The 19158-nt window shown below is 49.1% G+C and carries 17 protein-coding genes; 10 read left to right on the forward strand and 7 right to left on the reverse strand.

Annotation, left to right across the window (positions count from 1 at the left end):
- Positions 1-7 precede the first annotated feature (7 nt).
- From cyoB to ACI0FR_RS02070, 7 genes are all read left to right on the forward strand, one after another.
- Positions 8-1987, forward strand: coding sequence for a cytochrome o ubiquinol oxidase subunit I (gene cyoB / locus ACI0FR_RS02040; protein WP_374829015.1), 1980 nt, complete (start codon positions 8-10; stop codon positions 1985-1987).
- A gap of 2 nt (positions 1988-1989) precedes the next feature.
- Positions 1990-2619 carry a cytochrome o ubiquinol oxidase subunit III gene (gene cyoC, locus ACI0FR_RS02045; RefSeq protein ID WP_374829016.1) on the forward strand — a complete coding sequence of 210 codons (630 nt, stop codon included), beginning with the start codon at positions 1990-1992 and terminating at the stop codon, positions 2617-2619.
- Positions 2619-2996, forward strand: a complete 378-nt coding sequence (gene cyoD, locus ACI0FR_RS02050; protein WP_374829017.1) for a cytochrome o ubiquinol oxidase subunit IV — start codon at positions 2619-2621, stop codon at positions 2994-2996. Before cyoC ends, cyoD begins: the two co-directional genes overlap by 1 nt.
- Before the next feature lie 230 nt (positions 2997-3226).
- Positions 3227-3868: an SH3 domain-containing protein gene (locus ACI0FR_RS02055; protein ID WP_404907208.1), complete on the forward strand. Its 642-nt coding sequence runs from the start codon at positions 3227-3229 to the stop codon at positions 3866-3868.
- A gap of 399 nt (positions 3869-4267) precedes the next feature.
- Positions 4268-6241 (forward strand): autotransporter assembly complex protein TamA, encoded by a 1974-nt coding sequence (locus tag ACI0FR_RS02060; protein ID WP_404907210.1) that lies wholly within the window; start codon positions 4268-4270, stop codon positions 6239-6241.
- Entirely contained in the window at positions 6238-10884 is a 4647-nt protein-coding gene (locus tag ACI0FR_RS02065) for a translocation/assembly module TamB domain-containing protein (RefSeq protein ID WP_404907211.1), read from the forward strand. Before ACI0FR_RS02060 ends, ACI0FR_RS02065 begins: the two co-directional genes overlap by 4 nt.
- A 129-nt stretch (positions 10885-11013) precedes the next feature.
- On the forward strand, positions 11014-11739 hold the full coding sequence (locus ACI0FR_RS02070; protein WP_404907213.1) for a L,D-transpeptidase: 726 nt from the start codon (positions 11014-11016) through the stop codon (positions 11737-11739).
- A 90-nt stretch (positions 11740-11829) separates the two neighbouring features.
- Here ACI0FR_RS02070 and ACI0FR_RS02075 read toward each other — a convergent pair whose 3' ends face one another.
- The 6 genes from ACI0FR_RS02075 to ACI0FR_RS02100 form a co-directional block, all read right to left on the reverse strand.
- Positions 11830-12063 carry a hypothetical protein gene (locus tag ACI0FR_RS02075; RefSeq protein ID WP_404907215.1) on the reverse strand — a complete coding sequence of 78 codons (234 nt, stop codon included), beginning with the start codon at positions 12061-12063 and terminating at the stop codon, positions 11830-11832.
- Positions 12064-12210: 147 nt separating this feature from the next.
- Complete coding sequence (locus ACI0FR_RS02080) at positions 12211-12717, reverse strand: hypothetical protein (protein ID WP_404907217.1); 507 nt, start codon at positions 12715-12717, stop codon at positions 12211-12213.
- Positions 12714-12893, reverse strand: a complete 180-nt coding sequence (locus ACI0FR_RS02085) for a hypothetical protein (RefSeq protein WP_404907219.1) — start codon at positions 12891-12893, stop codon at positions 12714-12716. Before ACI0FR_RS02085 ends, ACI0FR_RS02080 begins: the two co-directional genes overlap by 4 nt.
- 426 nt (positions 12894-13319) lie before the next feature.
- Positions 13320-13844, reverse strand: coding sequence for a copper chaperone PCu(A)C (locus tag ACI0FR_RS02090; protein ID WP_404907221.1), 525 nt, complete (start codon positions 13842-13844; stop codon positions 13320-13322).
- An 82-nt stretch (positions 13845-13926) separates the two neighbouring features.
- Positions 13927-14328 (reverse strand): hypothetical protein, encoded by a 402-nt coding sequence (locus tag ACI0FR_RS02095; protein ID WP_404907223.1) that lies wholly within the window; start codon positions 14326-14328, stop codon positions 13927-13929.
- 73 nt (positions 14329-14401) lie between these two features.
- A complete protein-coding gene (locus tag ACI0FR_RS02100) occupies positions 14402-14797 on the reverse strand; it encodes a VOC family protein (RefSeq protein WP_404907225.1) in 396 nt (131 codons plus the stop codon).
- Between the two features lie 177 nt (positions 14798-14974).
- On the opposite strand from ACI0FR_RS02100, the gene ACI0FR_RS02105 reads away from it, so the two are divergent.
- Positions 14975-16147 (forward strand): Mrp/NBP35 family ATP-binding protein, encoded by a 1173-nt coding sequence (locus ACI0FR_RS02105; protein WP_404907227.1) that lies wholly within the window; start codon positions 14975-14977, stop codon positions 16145-16147.
- Positions 16148-16185: 38 nt separating this feature from the next.
- On the opposite strand, the gene ACI0FR_RS02110 is transcribed toward ACI0FR_RS02105, so the two are convergent.
- Positions 16186-17817, reverse strand: a complete 1632-nt coding sequence (locus ACI0FR_RS02110) for an alpha-D-glucose phosphate-specific phosphoglucomutase (RefSeq protein ID WP_404907362.1) — start codon at positions 17815-17817, stop codon at positions 16186-16188.
- Between the two features lie 288 nt (positions 17818-18105).
- On the opposite strand from ACI0FR_RS02110, the gene ACI0FR_RS02115 reads away from it, so the two are divergent.
- Both ACI0FR_RS02115 and ACI0FR_RS02120 read left to right on the forward strand, forming a co-directional pair.
- Positions 18106-18798: a fumarylacetoacetate hydrolase family protein gene (locus tag ACI0FR_RS02115; protein WP_374829029.1), complete on the forward strand. Its 693-nt coding sequence runs from the start codon at positions 18106-18108 to the stop codon at positions 18796-18798.
- 164 nt (positions 18799-18962) lie between these two features.
- Positions 18963-19151, forward strand: a complete 189-nt coding sequence (locus ACI0FR_RS02120) for a hypothetical protein (protein WP_374829030.1) — start codon at positions 18963-18965, stop codon at positions 19149-19151.
- Positions 19152-19158: the final 7 nt, after the last annotated feature.

Raw genomic sequence — 19158 nt, forward strand, 5'->3', positions numbered from 1 at the left:
CTTTAAAATGTTCGGAAAATTAACGCTTGATGCGATTCCATTTCATGAGCCGATCGTCATGGTTACCCTGGCGGCCGTGTTTGGTGGTGGTTTGGCACTTTTTGCAGCGATTACTTATTATCGCAAATGGGGCGTGTTGTGGCACGACTGGCTGACGTCGGTTGACCATAAACGCGTCGGTATCATGTATATTATTCTGGCGCTGGTGATGCTGTTCCGCGGCTTCTCCGATGCTGTGATGATGCGCGCCCAGCAGGCTATCGCCAGCGGTGCAGAAGAAGGTTTCTTGCCGCCGCATCACTATGACCAGATTTTCACGGCGCATGGCGTGATCATGATCTTCTTCGTTGCAATGCCTTTCATCGTTGGTTTGATGAACTTTGCAGTGCCTTTGCAGATCGGTGCACGTGACGTTGCTTTCCCTTATCTGAACAGCTTGAGTTTCTGGCTGACCGCAGCAGGTGCGATCCTTCTCAATATTTCATTGGGCGTGGGTGAATTTGCCAAAACCGGTTGGCTGGCTTATCCGCCGCTTTCGGGCATGCAATACAGCCCTGATGTTGGTGTGGATTATTATATCTGGGCTTTACAGATTTCGGGTATGGGGACGCTTTTATCGGGTGTGAACCTTATCACTACCATCATTAAAATGCGTGCTCCCGGCATGGATATGATGAAAGTGCCGGTTTTCACATGGACAGCACTTTGCTCCAACATTTTGATTGTGGCAGCTTTCCCGATCCTGACAGTAACCCTGTCGATGCTAACTCTTGACCGTTATCTTGACTTCCATTTCTTCACCAATGATCTTGGTGGCAATGCGATGATGTATATCAACCTCATCTGGATCTGGGGTCATCCGGAAGTCTATATTCTGGTTCTGCCGTGCTTTGGTGTCTTCTCTGAAGTGATCGCAACTTATACCGGCAAGCGCCTGTTCGGATATACGTCGATGGTTTATGCAACCGTTGCTATTACTGTCTTGTCGTTTCTGGTCTGGGCGCACCACTTCTTCACCATGGGTGGTGGCGCAAGCGTGAACTCGTTCTTTGGTGTGGCAACCATGATCATTTCCATCCCGACGGGTGCGAAAGTGTTCAACTGGCTGTTCACTATGTATAAAGGTCGCGTCCGTTTCGAAACACCGGTTCTGTGGACTATCGGTTTCATGTGTACCTTTGTTATCGGTGGTATGACCGGTGTGCTTCTGGCGGTTCCGCCGGCAGACTTTGTGCTGCACAATTCGGTATTCCTGATTGCCCACTTCCATAATGTGATCATTTCAGGTGTGCTGTTCGGTTGCTTTGCCGGTGTGGTTTACTGGTTCCCGAAAGCTTTCGGCTTCAAGCTCAATGAACGTCTTGGCCGTTATGCATTCTGGTGCTGGTTGACCGGTTTCATCCTCGCTTTCGCACCGCTTTATGTACTTGGCCTGATGGGTATGACCCGCCGTCTCAACCACACAGAAAATCCTGCCTGGCAGATTTATCTGATTATTGCAGCCGTTGGTGCCGCGATCATCTTGGTTGGTATTGTCTTCCAGGTGCTTCAGATTCTCGTTTCCATTCGTAACCGTGAAAAACTGCGCGATCTCAATGGTGATACATGGGGCACAGGCCGGACACTTGAATGGTCGATCTCTTCACCGCCACCATTTTATAACTTTGCCGAAACCCCTGTGGTCAAAGATGTCGATGCCTGGTGGGATATGAAACAACGTGGTGTGCCGCGTCGTACCGAAAAATTCGCGCGTATTCATATGCCGAAAAACACGGGTGCAGGTTTCATCATTGCCATGATCAGCATCATCTTTGGTTTCGCTATGGTTTGGCATATTTGGTGGTTGGCGATTGTCTCGGCTCTTGCCATGCTGGCTGTCGGTATCGGTCACTCCTTCTCGCTGGACAGAGATTATTATGTCTCTGCTGATGAAGTGCAGGCCGTTGAAGATATCCGCACCGCACAACTCAAAGCACAGGAGGCCTGATAATGAGTTCCTCAGCTGTTTTAGATAGCCACGGCGCTTCCACTGATGTGGAAGCGGCACACGAAGATCATCATGATGCAGGCTCTACCACGCTGGTAGGTTTCTGGATTTACCTGATGAGTGACTGTGTGTTGTTCTCGGGGCTCTTCGCAACCTATGCAGTTTTGTCTCACCAGTTTGCTGGTGGCCCGACGGGTCGTGAATTGTTCGATCTGCAATTTGTTGCCGTTGAAACCGCATTGTTGCTGGTATCAAGCTTGACCTATGGTCTGGCCACATTGGCAATGTTCAAAGGCAATCAGGCCGGACTTATCCGCTGGCTTGCTGTGACATTCCTGTTAGGCGCCACATTCCTTGCGATGGAAATCTATGAATTCCATCACATGATTGCAGAAGGTGCAGGCCCTGACCGCAGTGCGTTCCTGTCTGCCTTCTTTACGCTTGTCGGAACACACGGTTTCCACATTACTACAGGTCTGATCTGGATTGTGGTTCTGGTGGCACAGATCAAGCGCACCGGTCTGACCAAGAGCAATCAGGCTCGCGTGATGTGCCTCAGCTTGTTCTGGCACTTTCTGGATATTGTCTGGATTGGTGTCTTCACACTGGTCTATCTGATGGGAGTATTGTGATGAGTGCTGTGAAAGATACACATGCAACAACTGATCATGGTGCGGATCACGGTGATCTGAAAACTTACCTGACCGGATTTGTACTGGCTGTTATTTTGACAGCAGTGCCTTTCGGCCTCGTTATGGTTGGTACATTTACGCCCGCGGTCACGGCTGCGATTATTTTGGGTATTGGTGCGGTACAGATGGTCGTCCATCTGATTTATTTCCTGCATATGAGCCCAAAATCGGAAGGCGGCTGGAATATGATGGCACTGTTGTTCACGATCATTATTCTGGCGATTGTTCTCATCGGCTCGGTCTGGATCATGCATCATCTGGATACTAATATGATGCCGATGCCGATGACTCCGGAGGCGGCCCGCAACCTGCCTTAAATAAACGAATACACTGTTTTCAGCGGCTTTTCTCTCCTCTCCCCCCGCAAAAGCCGCATCGGGCGCTCCGGATTTTTTGATCCGGAGCGCTTTTTTATTTTGCGGGTATTATTTTTAAAAATCAATCTATGGTTGTATTAATGATTGCTAAAATGATAAAAGGCATTTCTCTGACCGGAAGGAGTCGGGATAAGCCTGATGTCTTGCTTCGGTTGTAACGGAGTATGCTAATGTTGTTTCTTGAAAAGATTGGCAATCCAAAACACGTCATCAGACTGGCCGTGCTTGGCCTGTTGGTTGGCGTACCAACGGTGGGATATGCGGTACCGGCTATTGTTACCGGCAATGTTAATGTGCGTGAAGGTGCTGCGGCGCGTTATAAGAAAATCGGAACATTACGTCCGGGCTGGCAGGTTGAGGCAGGGCCGTGTCAGGCAGGCTGGTGTCATGTGCGAGTAGGCCGCATTTATGGTTGGGCATCTGCCCGATACTTAAGCTTTAATAATTATGCCCCGCAGATAGTGCAGCCTTCACCTTATTATGTTCGCCAGCCAGGCATTATTATTCAAAGCGGTCCGGTTTATAGGCGTCAGCCATATTGGGGCTGGAACAGCTGGGGCAGAAATGGCTGGGATTATCGTCCTCATCGCCATCACTATCGCCCGCCATATCGTCCAAGACCGCAACCACCGGTGCCTTATGTGCCACATTATGATCCTTATGGTCCATCACCAACTGTTGGTCCCGGCCCTGTTTATCCGCCAATGCGCAATGTGCCGATTGGCGAAGGTGTGCGCCCTGCGGGCAAGGGAGCGCAGATGATTCCATTTGGTTCCGGTAAAATTAAAAATATCGTGCCGGCAGGCCGCTAAAATTATGACTGTCAGATCATCGAAGCCGGGAATTTAGTAAGTTCAGTCAGGCTTAAGCAGAGTGAAGGAAATTATTACTTCAGAAATTACTTATATTTTATAATGGTTTGTCCGTCCTGTATGGGTGGCCGGACAACTCGGTCTCACGCATTAATATTTCATTTACCTAAAAGTTGAATTGCGGCTTATCTTGTTTAGCCGTTAACCATGCCTGTGCTATTCACTGTATATCTCGGATGATGATAATTTTAAACTTGCCATGATGCCGGGAAACGACGTTGCACAGCAAAAAAGCAAGCTGTGGCAATCGACAAATACGGACTGAACGGATAGGATTTCATCTGGAATTTATCCAATTCAGTCTGTTCGTATGAGTTTAGTATAGGAATGCACAAGCATATGAGACTGAAGGCAAAGCCCATATATAAAGCAAGCGTATTGGCATTGCTGATGGCTGCCCAGCTTTCACCATTCCTTGTCTCTCCCGCACAGGCATTTGAATTGTTCGGTATTCATTTGTGGGGCGAGAAGAAATCAACAGTTGATCCTGATGCAGTGATCGCTGAACCTAAAAACTATGATGTTGAAGTGGTTATCAGCGGCAAGCAGATCAATACTGATGGTAAGGCGGACGATAGCAAGGCAATTATTGAAGGTGCATCCGGATTATTTTCAGATCAGGACAAGCCTGCTTCAGGATCGGCTGGTCTGCTGGCCAAAGCACGTGGTGATTATCGCCGTATTCTGGCCGCTCTTTACAATGAAGGGCGTTATGGCGGCACGATTTCAATTTTAGTCAACGGACGTGAAGCCAGCGACATTCCGCCGGATGCGGATATGCCTGATCACGTCAATATTGTGATGAATATTGATCCGGGACCGCAATTTCTGTTTTCGCGCGCCAGTATTGTCAATATGGCACCGCCACCGGCGAAGCCGCGTCGTGATCAGGTGAAAACACCGGCAGAATCCGGTTTCGCCGATGGTGAAGTGGCTAAATCCGGCACGATTTTACGTGCCGAACGATTGGCCGTTGAAGCATGGCGTCAGCAAGGTTATGCCAAAGCCCGTATGAGTGACGAAGAGGTCACTGCTGATCATAAGGGCAATACAATTGCGGCCGTAATTACGATAGATCCTGGCATGCATGCGCAATATGGCCCCATCGCCGTTGAGGGTACCGACCGGATGGATCCGGCTTTTGTGGCTTGGATGACCGGTCTGAAAGAGGGTGAGGATTTCGATCCGGCCGATTTGGAGCGCGCCAAAAAACGTTTGGCGCGTATGGAAGTTTTCCGGGCGATGAGCTTTCAGGAAGCTGAAAAAATCAATCCGGACGGCACATTGCCGATGACCTTGAATGTGCAGGAACGCAAACCGCGCCGTTTTGGTATTGGTGGCAGTTATTCCACATTAGATGGTTTTGGTGCAGAATCTTATTGGATGCACCGCAATTTGTTGGGCAAAGGCGAGCGTTTACGCGTTGAAGGTAAGATCAGCGGTATTGGTGGTTCGCAAAAGGATTCTTTCAATCCGAAGAACTATACCTATTTGCTGGGAACAAGTTTTACCAAACCGGGTGTCTTTACGCCGGATACGGATTTTGTCGCCGGACTGAATGCACGCCGTGAAGTCATTGACGCCTATACGGAAACCTCCGTGAACCTTAAAGGCGGTTTTACGCATATCTTCTCTGATCAGTTATCAGGCAGCGCATATGCCAATGTTGGCCGTTCGCATTTTAATGATGATTATTTTGGCAAGCGTGAATTCACCACGATAGGTCTGCAAGGCAATCTGCTTTATGATGGTCGTGATGATAAAAATGATGCCAAACACGGGCTCTACGGTGAGTTGTATCTTGAGCCGTTTTATGAAGCGACATATGGCAACTTCATCAATAAATTTACCGCTGAAGGGCGCGCTTATTACAGCTTCGGTAAGGGTGACCGCGTAACATTGGCGGGTCGGGCAAAAGTTGGCTCTATTGTTGGTGCGGGCATTAGCGAATTGCCGCCGGATAAATTGTTCTTTGCCGGTGGCGGTGGTTCCATCCGTGGTTATGCTTATCGCAATGTTGGTGTGGAAACATTAACTGGCGAAATCATTGGTGGGCGCTCTTTGGTCGAGGCATCGGGTGAGGTTCGTGCGAAAGTAACAGAATCGATCGGTGTGGTGGCTTTTGCCGATGCAGGCTATGTGGGCGAGAAATCCTATCCGGATTTCTCCGAAAAATTGCGCGTCGGCGTTGGTGGTGGTTTGCGTTATCATACCGGACTTGGCCCAATCCGCCTTGATGCAGCCGTGCCGCTTGACCGTGGATCCGGTGATCCGAAATTTTCTTTCTATGTGGGTATAGGACAGTCGTTTTGACACGATTACTGACACTTGTTTTTGTTCTTTTGTTTGCTCTGCCGGTTTTCGCACAGGATCAGGCGGAGGAAGAGAAATCGTATTTTCTGTCCTTCATTGAAAATCAATTATCCGCACCAAACCGCAGAATTTCTTTCTCTGGTCTGAACGGTGTTTTATCTTCCGAAGCTAAAGTTGGTGCAATCACTATCGCTGACCGTGAAGGTGTATGGCTGCGTATTGAAAACGCAACGCTGAACTGGAGCCGTCTGGCGCTGTTGCGCGGTAATTTAAGCATTCAGAACCTATCGGCCGAGCGTGTGGATTTTTTGCGTACACCTTTGCCGGACAGCAATGTTCCATCACCTGAATCGTCAAGTTTCAGCGTACCTGAATTGCCATTATCAGTGCATCTTGATCAACTTGATATTGCGCGTATTCATTTTGGCAAAGAGGTTTTTGGCCTTGAATCGGATGTATCTGCCAAAGGTAAATTGGCGCTGGCTGATGGCTCGCTGCAATCCGAATTTGCGATCAACCGTCTTGACGGACCGGGTGGCAAATTTGATCTGAAAGCAGATTTTACCAATAGCACACAGAAGCTTGATCTGAATTTGCAGGCTGAGGAACCGGCCAATGGAATTATCGCCAATCTGTTGAACATTGATGGTCGTCCGCCGGTCAAACTCGATGTGCAAGGTGCAGGCGTTCTAGATGATTTGAATATTGATCTGGCTCTTGATGCCGACGGCAAGCGCATTTTGACCGGTGCTTTGACAGTGGATCGCATAGATCAGGGCCAAGATCAGGGACGTGCGTTTAATGTGCGCCTCAATGGTCCGATTGCAGCTTTGGTTCCGCAGGAATTTCGTGACTTCTTTGGTGCTGACACCAAGCTTTCCGCACTTGGGCTGATTAAGGATCAAGGCGGTATGCGCCTCGATGATCTGGCAGTTGATAGTGCGGCATTGAAGCTTGCCGCTTCTGCTGAGAGCGGCAAAGACGGCTTTTTGAACCGTCTTCGTGTTGATCTAACACTGGCTGATGCTGAAAAAGGGCGCGTCTTGCTGCCGGTTTCAGGAGGTGAAACCTCTGTTGCCAATGCGCGTTTGCAGGTTGCTTTTGGTGACCGACCGACCAATGACTGGGTTGGACGTCTTGATATTGCAAAGTTAAAAACGGCTAATCTTACCAGTGACCATATCAGTTTCGATATGGGTGGCTTGGCAGAAAATCTCGATCAGCCGGATGCACGCCATATTAGTTTTGATGTGAAGGGGAATGTCGGCGGTCTTGATTCGCCCAATGCGGAATTGGCGCAGGCGCTTGGCGAAAAAATAGACCTTTTGATTAATGGTAACTGGACAGCCGGTCGTCCGGTTGATTTGAACCGTGCGGATATTATCGCGCAAGATACCAAGCTGAGCCTGAAGGGTATTATTGAAGAAAACCGTTTTAACGGGGATATCAATGCGGCAATTGAAAGTTTGTCGCCATTTGGTGCGCTTGCCGGACGCGATCTTGGCGGTGCACTGCATCTGGCTGCCAAAGGTAAAATCGATCCATTAACAGGAGCCTTCGATCTTGATCTGGATGGCAGTGCCGATGGTATGCGCACCGGTATTGAAGCGGCTGACAAAGTACTGGCCGGTCAGACCCGTCTGACAGGCGGCATTGCTCGCGGGCCGGAGGGCTTTGCAGCGCGTGATTTCCGTGTTGTTAACGAGCAGACCGAACTGACCGCCAACGGGGTTTTTGCCAGCAAGGATGCAGATTTTAACTTTTCCGCTTCGCTTTCAGATATGGCTTATGTGTCGGATCAGACATCGGGCAAGTTGACTGTCAAAGGCAGTGCGCGTGGCAATGACGGTGTGTTCGCCGTGGCAATGCGTGTGGCAGCGCCAGAGGGCACACTTGCCGGTCAGAAGCTAAGTAACGGCGCATTTGATTTTAACGCCTTGATGGATGGTAATTCGAAAACCGGCACCGTTTTGAATGGTCAGTTGGCAGGCCATGCGTTTCTTAATGGTGAGCGTGTTGATTTGTCGACATTGGTTGATCTGATTGATGACGAAAAACGTTTGAGCAACCTGTTTTTCAAAGCAGGTGGGGCAGAAGTTCGCGGCAATGTCACACAAACCGCCAAAGGTTTGTTTGACGGCCAGCTACAGGTCGATGCACCTGATGTCTCCACTGCTGCAGCCTTGTTCCTGGTTGAAGCAACGGGTGCCGTTAAAGCCGAAATCGGCCTTGATCATAATGGCGAAAACCAAAATGCCGTTATCAATGCGAATGTGAAAAACCTGAAAGCTAACGGCAACCACATCGATACTGCCGATATTGCGATGAAAGCGCAGGATCTCTTGGGCGTTCCGGTTGTTGATGGTCATGCAACAGCACGTAATATCAAAGTGGGTGATTTCGGCATTGATACGCTTGATGCACAAGCCAATGCACAAGGCTCGAAAACACAGTTTAATGCCAATACGAAGCTTTCTATTGGTACCGCTGTGACGGCTGCCGGTTCATTGGAGCCGAAAGATGGTGGCTTCCTGTTAAGCTTGATGAAGGCGGAAGTGAAGCAGGCGCAGTTGAATGCAATTCTTGCGTCCCCTGCTGATATAGCCGTGCGAGATGGTCGTATTTCCTTTGGTGATGTTATCATTAATGCCAGCAATGGCGGCAATAGTGGTCAGGTGAAGGTAAAAGGCGGTTTGGCAGATAAATTTGATTTATCTGTCGCCATTTCTGATTTGCCCCTGGCGCTTGCCAATGCGGTGCAGCCGGCACTTGGCCTTGGCGGTATCGTCAATGGTACAGCGCATATTACCGGCACGGCTGATGCGCCGGATGTGCGTTTTGATTTACAGGCACGCGGTGTAACAGCTGCTGAATTGAAAAAACAGGGTATTGCTGCACTTGATGCTGATGCAAAAGGAACATCTGCTAACAATCGTCTCAATGTTGAGGCCCGCATATTCGGTGGTGGCGGCATTGATATACGTGCTAATGGCGGTGTGCCTTTAGACAAAGGCGAATTGGCGCTTGATGTGAACCTTACCCAATTGCCACTGGCCGTTTTAAACGGTGCGGTGAAGGGGCAGGATTTGCGCGGGGTCGTTACCGGTTCTGCTCGTGTGACCGGTACTTTGCAAAACCCGAATGCAAAGTTCTCGCTGAAGGGCAGCGAGCTTGCCACAGCTTTCTTACGTGAAAACGGTCTTGCACCTCTAACCTTGAATGCGGCCGGTGAATATGCCGGAGAAGCGGTCAATTTCTCCAGCCTGACAGTTGATGGCCCTAAAGGTCTCAATGTTCGTGCTGATGGTAAAGTGCCGTTTTCAGGTCAAGGTTTTGGCGTTAATGTAACCGGTAATGTGCCTTTGGCGCTTGCCAATCGTTTTTTAGCAGATCGCGGTTCGCAAGCCAGCGGCACTCTGTCGTTGACAGCCTCTGTGTCCGGTGGATTTGATCACCCGCAATTGCGCGGTATGTTCTCAACCAATGGCGCACAGTTTATTGATCCGGAAACCAATGTCCGTCTTAATAATATCAATGTGATGGGTAGTCTTGACGGTGAAACGATTTCGCTGCGTCAGATTAATGCGGATCTGGGCAGCGGTGGTTCGTTAAGCGCAAGCGGAACAATTTCCACCAATATGGCAGCTGCAATGCCTGCCAATATTGAGATCAAGTTTAATCGTGCGCGTTATGCCGATGGTGCGCTGGTGGTTGCAACGGTTAATGGCGGTCTGTCGATTACAGGGCCGTTGTTACGTGATCCTCTGATTGGTGGCCGTATTGATGTGGAACGCGCTGAAATCTCTGTGCCTGAAAGCATGGGCGGCAGTGCTGCAAGCATTAATGTGAACCATATTAATACACCGCTTGCCGTGATGCGTACGCTGACACGGGCGAAGGTTGAAACGCGAAAAGGGCCAATTCCAACACCTTCCGCACGTCCAAGTGTCGCCAAGCTGGATATTCTGGTCAATGCACCAAACAAGATTTTCGTGCGTGGTCGTGGTCTTGATACGGAGCTGGGCGGTCGTTTGCGCTTGACAGGACCTGTGACCAATATCCAGCCTGTTGGCGGCTTTGATTTGTTGCGTGGCCGTATCAGCATTATGGGTCAGCGTATTACCTTTGATGAAGGACAGGTGACACTGATTGGCGATCTCAATCCGCAGGTCAATTTTGTCGCGCGTACTGAAGGCAATGATATTGTTGTGCTTGTTACGGTTAAAGGTACTGTTGACGATCTCGACATTTCGTTCAGCTCACAGCCGGAACTGCCACAGGATGAAGTTTTGGCGCGCTTACTCTTCAATCGTTCGATCAGCGAATTGTCACCTTTCCAGATTGCACAGCTGGCCGCAGCCGCGGCAGAACTGGCAGGCGGCTCCAATACCTCATTGATGGGAAGTATCCGTCAAGGTATCGGTTTGGATGATTTGGACGTTGTTACCGACCAGCAGGGCAATACTGCTGTTCGCGCAGGCACATATATCCGTGACAATATTTATCTGGGCGTTGAGGCTGGTTCTGCCGGAACAACCAAAGGTACCGTGAATATGGATATTACCCGCAGCCTGAAGGCCAAAGCATCTGTTGGTTCAGACGGTAATTCCAGTGCGGGTGTGTTCTACGAACGCGATTACTAAAACATAAAGCGTTTTATTTTATGATCCGGCAGCTCATTTATTTGAACGGATGAAGCTGTCGGATTAACGCTTCCTAAACCATAAAAGCGCAAGGTCATTTTTGATATTAATCATGACCGGAATACGTTTATGGCGAAGTTTGACGCGCAATTTAACCGTCGTACATTTTTGCTGGGCGCTGGCTCGGTAGCTTTTACAGCAGTGGCTGGTTGCCAGTCGATGGATATGTCGGCTTTGCAGATGAATGTTGACCCAATGAGCACCGGCGGCATTTCACCGATGCGGCCGCAGATCAGTGTTGATAAAGCCATTACCACACCGGATGAGATGTATGCGGCGGTGCATGAGGGGGAGTATAGTCTCCCTGCTATTCCGTATCAAAAAGTGTCGAAAGAATTCCGCCGCCAGATTGTACCCGATCCAACCGGTGAAGTACCCGGCACGATCGTTGTCGATACGGCCAATCATTTTCTCTATCTGGTACAGCCGGGCGGTGATGCTTTGCGTTATGGTGTCGGCATTGGCAAAGCTGGTTTTGAGTGGTCGGGACGCGCCAATGTGCAGTATAAAAGGCAATGGCCGCGTTGGACTCCGCCGCCGGAAATGATCAAACGTCAGCCGGAATTGGAAAAATATCGTAATGGTATGGAGCCGGGCCCGCAAAATCCGCTGGGCGCGCGCGCGCTTTATATTTTCCAAAACGGGCAGGATACAGGTTACCGTATTCACGGGTCACCGGAATGGTGGTCAATCGGACAATCTATGTCGTCCGGCTGCATCCGTTTGATGAATCAGGATATTATTGACCTTTATAACCGAACTGAGGGCAAGGCGCCGATCGTGGTTCGAGCCTGAGCAGGCAGATAAAAATCCGGATGAGACTGAGGTCAGGAGAAGTCTCATCCGGTGCACTTTAACAAGTTTGGGTGATAAAGTGCAGCAGCATCAACGCATGGCTAAACGCTGGGCGCTGTGCTGTTTGTCGGAAAAGTCAACAACGAGCTTTTGGATATCCGCACTAGTTGCATCAGCCAGTGTTTGTACCGCAGGCATAGGCGAAACGATTTCGGCCACTTTGTAAGTGGTCAGCGGATGTTGCTGGCTCATCATAAGCAGTGAAGCTGCTGTCAAAGCTGAAGCCGCAATAATTCCGAGGCGTTTTTCAGTACTGGCAAGCATAACACTCTCCGTTGTGTGGGGCATTTGAGAAGACTGGGCTCAAATGCAAGAGTTAACTGTTGGTTCGGCGATGCGTATCTTAAGTGTCAGTCGGGAGGATTAGGGCAAACTGATTAAGACCGCACCGCCTCATGTTCAGACTGATCTCTAGTGAACGATCACCGCCGAGGTACGGCTAAGTGCGCTCATCAATGCATTCGTAGGAATCGGCAGTAAAATCTGATCAGCCGCCATCAAGGCATCAGCAAAATCTTGCGCTGCCTTTTCCACTTCCAGACAGCGGCTTTTGCAAGCTATAGAGCCAAGACAGGCATCGATTGTCGCTTGATCGCCGTTCTGCATAGCGGAAATTAGCCCTAAGGTCAGGCATTCAGCCTGACAGACCTGATGGGAATCGAAGGGGAAACTATGCAAAGGGCATAAGGCGCAGTGGCGCAGCACGCGTACAAATTGCGAAAGCTCCGCAATGAGTGCTTTGCTGGCATCAATGCCAACCGCATCACTATAAAGTGCCCAGGTCATTTCCCATGGCAAAACGGTTCCGGTTTCAAAGCCGGCAATCCAGCGACGATAACCTTCAAGCACCAGCCGTTCCGGCAGGCGGTCAAAATAGCATGTGTTGCTGCCGTTCAATTCGGCAATACGCGGGTTCATGAGAACCTCCGCGGTGCAGCTTCGCAAGCTGTGCTGGCAACTGGGTGATATAAATAAGGTGCTGCTGCCATTGGGGCAAAAGCAGAGGCAATAATGCGTTGACCATTGGTTGCGGAGAAAAATTGCACCTGCAATCTGTCATCCGCAGCGTAACGGTCTTTTTTGAGACCAAACATAAGGTCCTCCAATCGAACGGGTTCAAGGCCCAGACATTAAAGGTTGAACGAAGCTGGTAAGGCAGCAGAGCTATCTTTGCCAGTTTCATTTGCAGACATAGAACCGTGGATTCTCTAATCTGTCAAATGAAATTTAAGTATTTTCTTTATATTTCAATAGTTTAGAATTATTCTAGACTAAAATAGTCATGTTTACTGCATTTTCAATAGCAAATATTTTTTAAGCTGCAAAGGGCGATCATGACATTTAATTTAGCTGTGACAAATTGCGCGTAAACAGTGGATAAAAGCTAACCAAGGTCACAGCATGGCGATTGGATGAAGGTTTTTTGAAAAATGATTGAAGCAATAAAAATGCCGGACAAAATCAGTTGGCCTTGTCCGGCAGAAGTTTAAGCCGTGCCCCCGTAGACGCAAAAGGCTCGCTTAGTGGTGGCTATGTTCTGAAGCCGCTTTACCTTTAGCGGATGTGACGTTAAATTCCACATCCACTTTACCTGCCTTTTCAAATTCCAGTGTAACCGGAACTGTTGTCCCTTCAACATAAGGCTTGGCAGGCTTCATCAACATAAGGTGATAACCACCCGATTTCAGCTCCACAGTTTCACCGGCCGGAATTTCCAGACCATTTTTGAGCTGACGCATTTTCATCACGTCATTTTCCATACTCATTTCATGGATTTCAACATGATCGGCGGTTGGAGTTGAAGCCGCCACAAGGCGATCGGCTTCTTTGCCGTTATTGGTAATAAGGATATACCCACCAGCCACGCTGGCACCGGGCACGCTTGCGCGCACTGTTGGTGCAGCAAGTGACAGGTCCCCCAGTTTAATTGCGTCTGCATGGCCGTGGGATTCATGGGGGGCTGGCTTTGAAGGCGAATGGGCGTGTGCCGCGGAAAGGCTGATGAGAAGTGCCGCAGAAGTTGCAGCAAAAAAACGTAACATCATTGAAATAATCCTGAATTTTTAATCATTATCGATGCGCAATAATTGTGAGTTTACGGCGCAATTTCGTTGAGATTTAAAAAGATCAGGCAACAGGAGGTGCGCGTGGAGGTGCCGCTGGCGGGTAGATTATCCGGCTGATAATTGTTTCGGATAAAATCTCCCCGTGCGCTAAAGCTGGATGGAGTACAGGGCCGGATGAGGCGTTAGGGGCAGGGCAGACGAATTTGGCGGTCAGCCGGCAGGCATCGCAATCAGCCACATGCAGATGGCGTGTTTCGCCGGGTTTGCCGTTAATATCGCGCCTGCTGTCGAGGCAGATGACCGGAAATGTCCCGTCCGGCAGTCTGAATTCGGAGCGTAAAAAATCGGAAGCTTCTGTCGCGCGTAGTTCGATCGGCTTATGGGCAAAAGCGACAAAAAATAGAGCCAATACGCTTAGAAAGCGTATCAGAAGTGCTGTTTTTTTTGTTGTGTTTTGCACCATTCACCGTCTGCCGGATTAAGAGTTTTATAATCTTAGCTTGTATTTAGCGTGGAAGCATCAATCTTGCCAAGGGTTAAATATAGCGGCCGCCACACTGGATCACTTCGATCTTGTAGCCGTCAGGGTCACTGATGAAGAAGAAGCGGGCAATAAGTGTGTCGCCATTTTTAAACTCGACTATATCACGTGGCGCAAAACCTAGAGCTGTCATGCGTTTGTGTTCAGCGTTGAGATCATCGACCACGAAGGCTAAATGGCCATAACCGTCACCCAGATCATAAGGAATTTCGCGTCCTTTATTGATGGTGAGTTCTAACTCAAAATCATTTTCTTCATTGCGAAGATAGACGAGCGTAAATGCTTCAAATTCAATACGTTCGGCAATTTTCAAACTGAATGCGCCGGCATAAAAATCAACGGATTTTTGTTCGTCAAGCACCCGGATCATACTGTGAATAGCTTTAGCCATTAAACGCTCCTTATAAAGTTTGACTCTTTTTATCAGTCTCATGTGAAATGACAATGAAGAGAGCAGAGGAATGTTGCGCTTAAAATCTGCATAGAAGCGCTCTTGAAGGGTTGGCCTTTTCTTGCAAACTGCTTTATCCCTATATGTATCAAAATGATGATGCGGGATGAAGGCTCAATGTCAGGTGTAACGCGCGAACAGGTTCTCAACCAACTCCGGCAGGTGACGGGGCCGGATTTTAAAGGCGATATTGTTTCGCTCGGATTGGTTTCGGATATTTTTATTGCCGATGGTAAAGTGTTCTTTTCCATTACGGTTCCCTCAGACCGTGCCGAGGCACTGGAGCCGTTGCGCAGCATGGCTGAAAAAGTTGTCTCTGGCATTCCTGCAGTAAAAAGTACACTCGTGACATTGACGGCTGAAAAAATCGGCGGCCGGACCAGTGATGATGCGCCGCCAGCGCGTCCGCAGCCTGCACGCCCGGCTCAACCACAACCACAGGCGACCCGCCCGCAAGGCGCACCGACATTGCCTCCAAAAGCTGGGGTTCCGGGTGTCAAACATATTATCGCAGTTGCTTCCGGCAAAGGCGGGGTGGGGAAATCCACCACCAGCGTCAATCTGGCGCTCGGACTTCATGCCAATGGCTTGAAAGTCGGCATTTTGGATGCCGATATTTATGGCCCCTCTATGCCGCGTCTGCTTGGTATTTCCGGTCAGCCGGAACAGACCCGTGACAAACGCATCGAGCCGATGGAGCGTTATGGCATCAAAGTGATGTCGATGGGCTTTATGGTTGATGAAGATGCGCCGATGATCTGGCGCGGGCCGATGGTGGTTTCAGCACTTACGCAAATGCTGCGTGAGGTCAATTGGGGCAATCTCGACGTGATGGTGGTGGATATGCCTCCAGGCACTGGCGACGTGCAATTGACTATGGCACAGAAAGTGCCGCTTTCCGGTGCCGTCATTGTTTCGACGCCGCAGGATCTGGCGCTGATTGATGCGCGTAAAGGTTTGAACATGTTCCGCAAAGTGGAAATCCCTTTGCTGGGCGTGGTGGAAAATATGAGCTATTTTCTCGCCCCTGATACGGGCGCACGTTATGACATTTTCGGTCATGGCGGTGCTAAGGCAGAAGCCGAGCGCATTGGCGTACCGTTCTTGGGCGAAGTGCCGCTGCATATGGATGTGCGTGCTTATTCCGATGCAGGCACACCCATTACCGCCATAGAGCCTGAAAGTGTGCATGCGCAGATCTATCGCGATATGGCGAAAAAGGTTTGGGACAATATCAATGCGGGCGAAGGTGGCAGCGGCCGTCAGGCACCTAATATTGTTTTCGATTGATATTAAAAAAGGCCGGTTAACCGGCCTTTTTTAATGCGTCAGGTGATGGCGGTGGGCATAGCAAAGCCGGTGATCGCTTTCACTTGCGTGATCTTTTCTGCAATCACAATAAGCTCTGCCAGTGCTTCTTGGGTGTCGAGTGCCAGCTTATCTTCATTTGCTTCATAGCGTTCAATATAAATGCGGATGGTAGCACCTGTTGTGCCGGTGCCTGACAAACGCACAACAATGCGCGAACCATTATTAAATAAAATCCGAATGCCTTGATGGGCGCTGACTGACTGATCCACCGGATCATGATAGGCAAAGTCATCGGTTTTTTCGATTGATTGACCATCAATGGTGGTGCCGGACAGAGAAGCGAGCTCATCACGCAGACGTTGCATGACCTTGTTGGCAATATCAGTGTCCACCCCTTCAAAATCATGGCGTGAATAATAGTTGCGGCCAAAAATGCGCCAATGCTCATTGACAATATCGGCCACACTTTGGCGACGCACAGCCAGAATATTGAGCCATAACAAGACCGCCCAAAGACCGTCTTTTTCGCGCACATGATCAGAGCTTGTGCCTGCACTTTCCTCGCCACAGATGGTTGCCATTTGATGGTCGAGCAGATTGCCGAAGAACTTCCAGCCGGTCGGCACTTCATACATGCCGATTTTCAGTTTTTCGGCCACACGATCAGCGGCACAGCTTGTCGGCATTGAGCGGGCAATGCCTTTCAATCCGGATGAATAAGCCGGAACCAGATGCGCATTGGCGGCAAGGACAGCGAGGGAATCAGATGGTGCCACAAACATGCCACGTCCGACAATCATATTGCGGTCGCCGTCGCCGTCAGAGGCTGCACCAAAATCCGGTGCATTGTCCGACATCAGCAGATCATAAAGCCCTTTGGCATAGATCAGGTTGGGGTCTGGGTGCTGGCCGCCAAAATCCGGTAGTGGCACAGCATTGATGACACTGCCTTCCAACGCACCCAAGCGCTTTTCAAAAATCTCTTTGGCATAAGGGCCGGTGACGGCATGCATTGCATCAAATTGCAGCGTAAAGCCGGCTTTTATCAAAGCGCGAATGGCATCGAAATCAAAGATTTCTTCCATCATTTCGGCATAATCAGCAACACTGTCGATGATCTCGATGGTGGTTGCGCCAATCTGATGTTTGCCAATGTGGCTTAGATCAATGTCTGGGGTTTCAACGCTGAAATATTGATCAATATGTTTTGTGCGCTCGAAAACTGCATTGGTGATTTTTTCAGGCGCCGGACCACCATTGCTGATATTGTATTTGATGCCGAAATCTTGTTTCGGACCGCCCGGATTATGGCTGGCAGAAAGCACCAAGCCGCCGAGTGCTTGATATTTTCGGATCAGATTGGAAACGGCAGGTGTTGATAAAATACCGTTTTGACCGATCATCACATGGCCAAACCCATTGGCAACAGCCAGACGTATCGCCTTCTGAATCACCTGATCATTATAAAAACGACCATCACCACCAATGATAAGCTTTTGCCCTTGCAGATTGCCGATCACGTCAAAAATCGACTGAATGAAATTTTCGGCATAATTTTCCTGCTGAAAGACCGGTACTTTTTTACGCAAACCCGATGTGCCGGGTAATTGATCCAGATAAGGCTCCGTTGCTACAGTTTTGATCACTATATCATCACTCATCTTTGTCATGGCGTTTCGGTTCTTCTTTGCTTTTTTAATGATCTTCAATGCTGTTTAGCGCATTCAGATGATGTTAGGATATCAATATTGCGCGGACTTGATAATATTCTGTGTCTGCCGCTTTAGTTGCACAAAAGCAAATTGTATTTCGTATAGGGATCTATTCAATCCTGTCTAAGCCTTAGCTAAAGTTTAATCTTTCAGGCTTGTGCGCACAGCTCTTATACGTCTAAATCGTGGCACATAAAAAACAGCTTGCTAAAGACAGGATATTCCATGTCACAGACTTATGTTTTCGCACCGCAACCACAGGCAAGCTTGCCTGTTAAAGGGATTGATCAGCACTTTCCGGTGCATCGGATCTATTGCGTTGGTCAAAATTATGCTGACCATGTGGTAGAAATGGGTGGTGATCCAAACCGTTCTTTCCCGTTTTTCTTCCAGAAAAGCCCTGATTGTCTGGTGGAAGGAAATGCTGATTTTCCTTATCCGTCGCAGACCAATGATGTGCATCACGAGATTGAACTGGTCGTAGCAATCGGTAAAGATGGTGCGGATATTGCGGCGGAAAGCGCGCTGGATCATGTCTATGCCTATGCGGTTGGCATTGATATGACACGTCGTGATTTGCAGGCTGTCGCTAAAAAAGCCGGCCGGCCATGGGAGACCGCCAAGTCGTTTGATCATTCTGCACCTTGCGGTGATCTGGTGCACGTTGAAGAATGCGGTCATCTTTCATCGGGTGCTATCTGGTTGAAAGTGAATGGTGAAACGCGTCAAAGCGGTGATCTCAATCAGATGATCTGGAAAGTAGGCGAGAGCATCGCTTATCTTTCATCACTGTTTGAGTTAAAAGCAGGTGACTTGATTTTCACCGGCACACCGGCAGGTGTTGGTGCTATTCAGCGCGGAGACAGCATCGAAGGCGGCATTGACAAGCTTGGCAGTGTGCGCTGTAAAGTGGTGTAATAATAAATACTTAAACACTATTCTAACAGCGTGTAATATTGATTTTATCAGATGTTACACGCTTTGCTCTTTCTTAAGTACTCCAATACGTGGTAGCTTTAGGCTTAGTTCAGGTATGGGAAGAGATTCCGGCGTTTGGAATTTACATTGCAAAAGGATTGGTCATGGCATTTGAGGATATCAAGGCAGAACTGGCGCTCTTGTTTGAGCAGATGGTGAACCAGCCGGAAGATGCGCATGAAATTCGTGAAGCCTTGCATGAAAAACTCAATACATTGAAAGCCAGTGGTCTGCCGCTTCCTGAAGATTTGGTCGAGCTTGAAAAACGCCTGACCACAGATTTTGAAGCGTAAAAGTTTA

The organism is Paenochrobactrum sp. BZR 201-1 (genome assembly GCF_044987585.2).
GTDB lineage: Bacteria > Pseudomonadota > Alphaproteobacteria > Rhizobiales > Rhizobiaceae > Paenochrobactrum > Paenochrobactrum pullorum.

Excerpts from the sequence above, each read along its gene's own strand:
- cyoB (WP_374829015.1), top strand. The coding sequence starts at position 8 with ATGTTCGGAAAATTAACGCTTGATGCGATTCCATTTCATGAGCCGATC.
- cyoC (WP_374829016.1), top strand. The coding sequence starts at position 1,990 with ATGAGTTCCTCAGCTGTTTTAGATAGCCACGGCGCTTCCACTGATGTG.
- cyoD (WP_374829017.1), top strand. The coding sequence starts at position 2,619 with ATGAGTGCTGTGAAAGATACACATGCAACAACTGATCATGGTGCGGAT.
- ACI0FR_RS02055 (WP_404907208.1), top strand. The coding sequence starts at position 3,227 with ATGTTGTTTCTTGAAAAGATTGGCAATCCAAAACACGTCATCAGACTG.
- ACI0FR_RS02060 (WP_404907210.1), top strand. The coding sequence starts at position 4,268 with ATGAGACTGAAGGCAAAGCCCATATATAAAGCAAGCGTATTGGCATTG.
- ACI0FR_RS02070 (WP_404907213.1), top strand. The coding sequence starts at position 11,014 with ATGGCGAAGTTTGACGCGCAATTTAACCGTCGTACATTTTTGCTGGGC.
- ACI0FR_RS02075 (WP_404907215.1), bottom strand. The coding sequence starts at position 12,063 with ATGCTTGCCAGTACTGAAAAACGCCTCGGAATTATTGCGGCTTCAGCT.
- ACI0FR_RS02080 (WP_404907217.1), bottom strand. The coding sequence starts at position 12,717 with ATGAACCCGCGTATTGCCGAATTGAACGGCAGCAACACATGCTATTTT.
- ACI0FR_RS02085 (WP_404907219.1), bottom strand. The coding sequence starts at position 12,893 with ATGTTTGGTCTCAAAAAAGACCGTTACGCTGCGGATGACAGATTGCAG.
- ACI0FR_RS02090 (WP_404907221.1), bottom strand. The coding sequence starts at position 13,844 with ATGATGTTACGTTTTTTTGCTGCAACTTCTGCGGCACTTCTCATCAGC.
- ACI0FR_RS02095 (WP_404907223.1), bottom strand. The coding sequence starts at position 14,328 with ATGGTGCAAAACACAACAAAAAAAACAGCACTTCTGATACGCTTTCTA.
- ACI0FR_RS02100 (WP_404907225.1), bottom strand. The coding sequence starts at position 14,797 with ATGGCTAAAGCTATTCACAGTATGATCCGGGTGCTTGACGAACAAAAA.
- ACI0FR_RS02105 (WP_404907227.1), top strand. The coding sequence starts at position 14,975 with ATGTCAGGTGTAACGCGCGAACAGGTTCTCAACCAACTCCGGCAGGTG.
- ACI0FR_RS02115 (WP_374829029.1), top strand. The coding sequence starts at position 18,106 with ATGTCACAGACTTATGTTTTCGCACCGCAACCACAGGCAAGCTTGCCT.
- ACI0FR_RS02120 (WP_374829030.1), top strand. The coding sequence starts at position 18,963 with ATGGCATTTGAGGATATCAAGGCAGAACTGGCGCTCTTGTTTGAGCAG.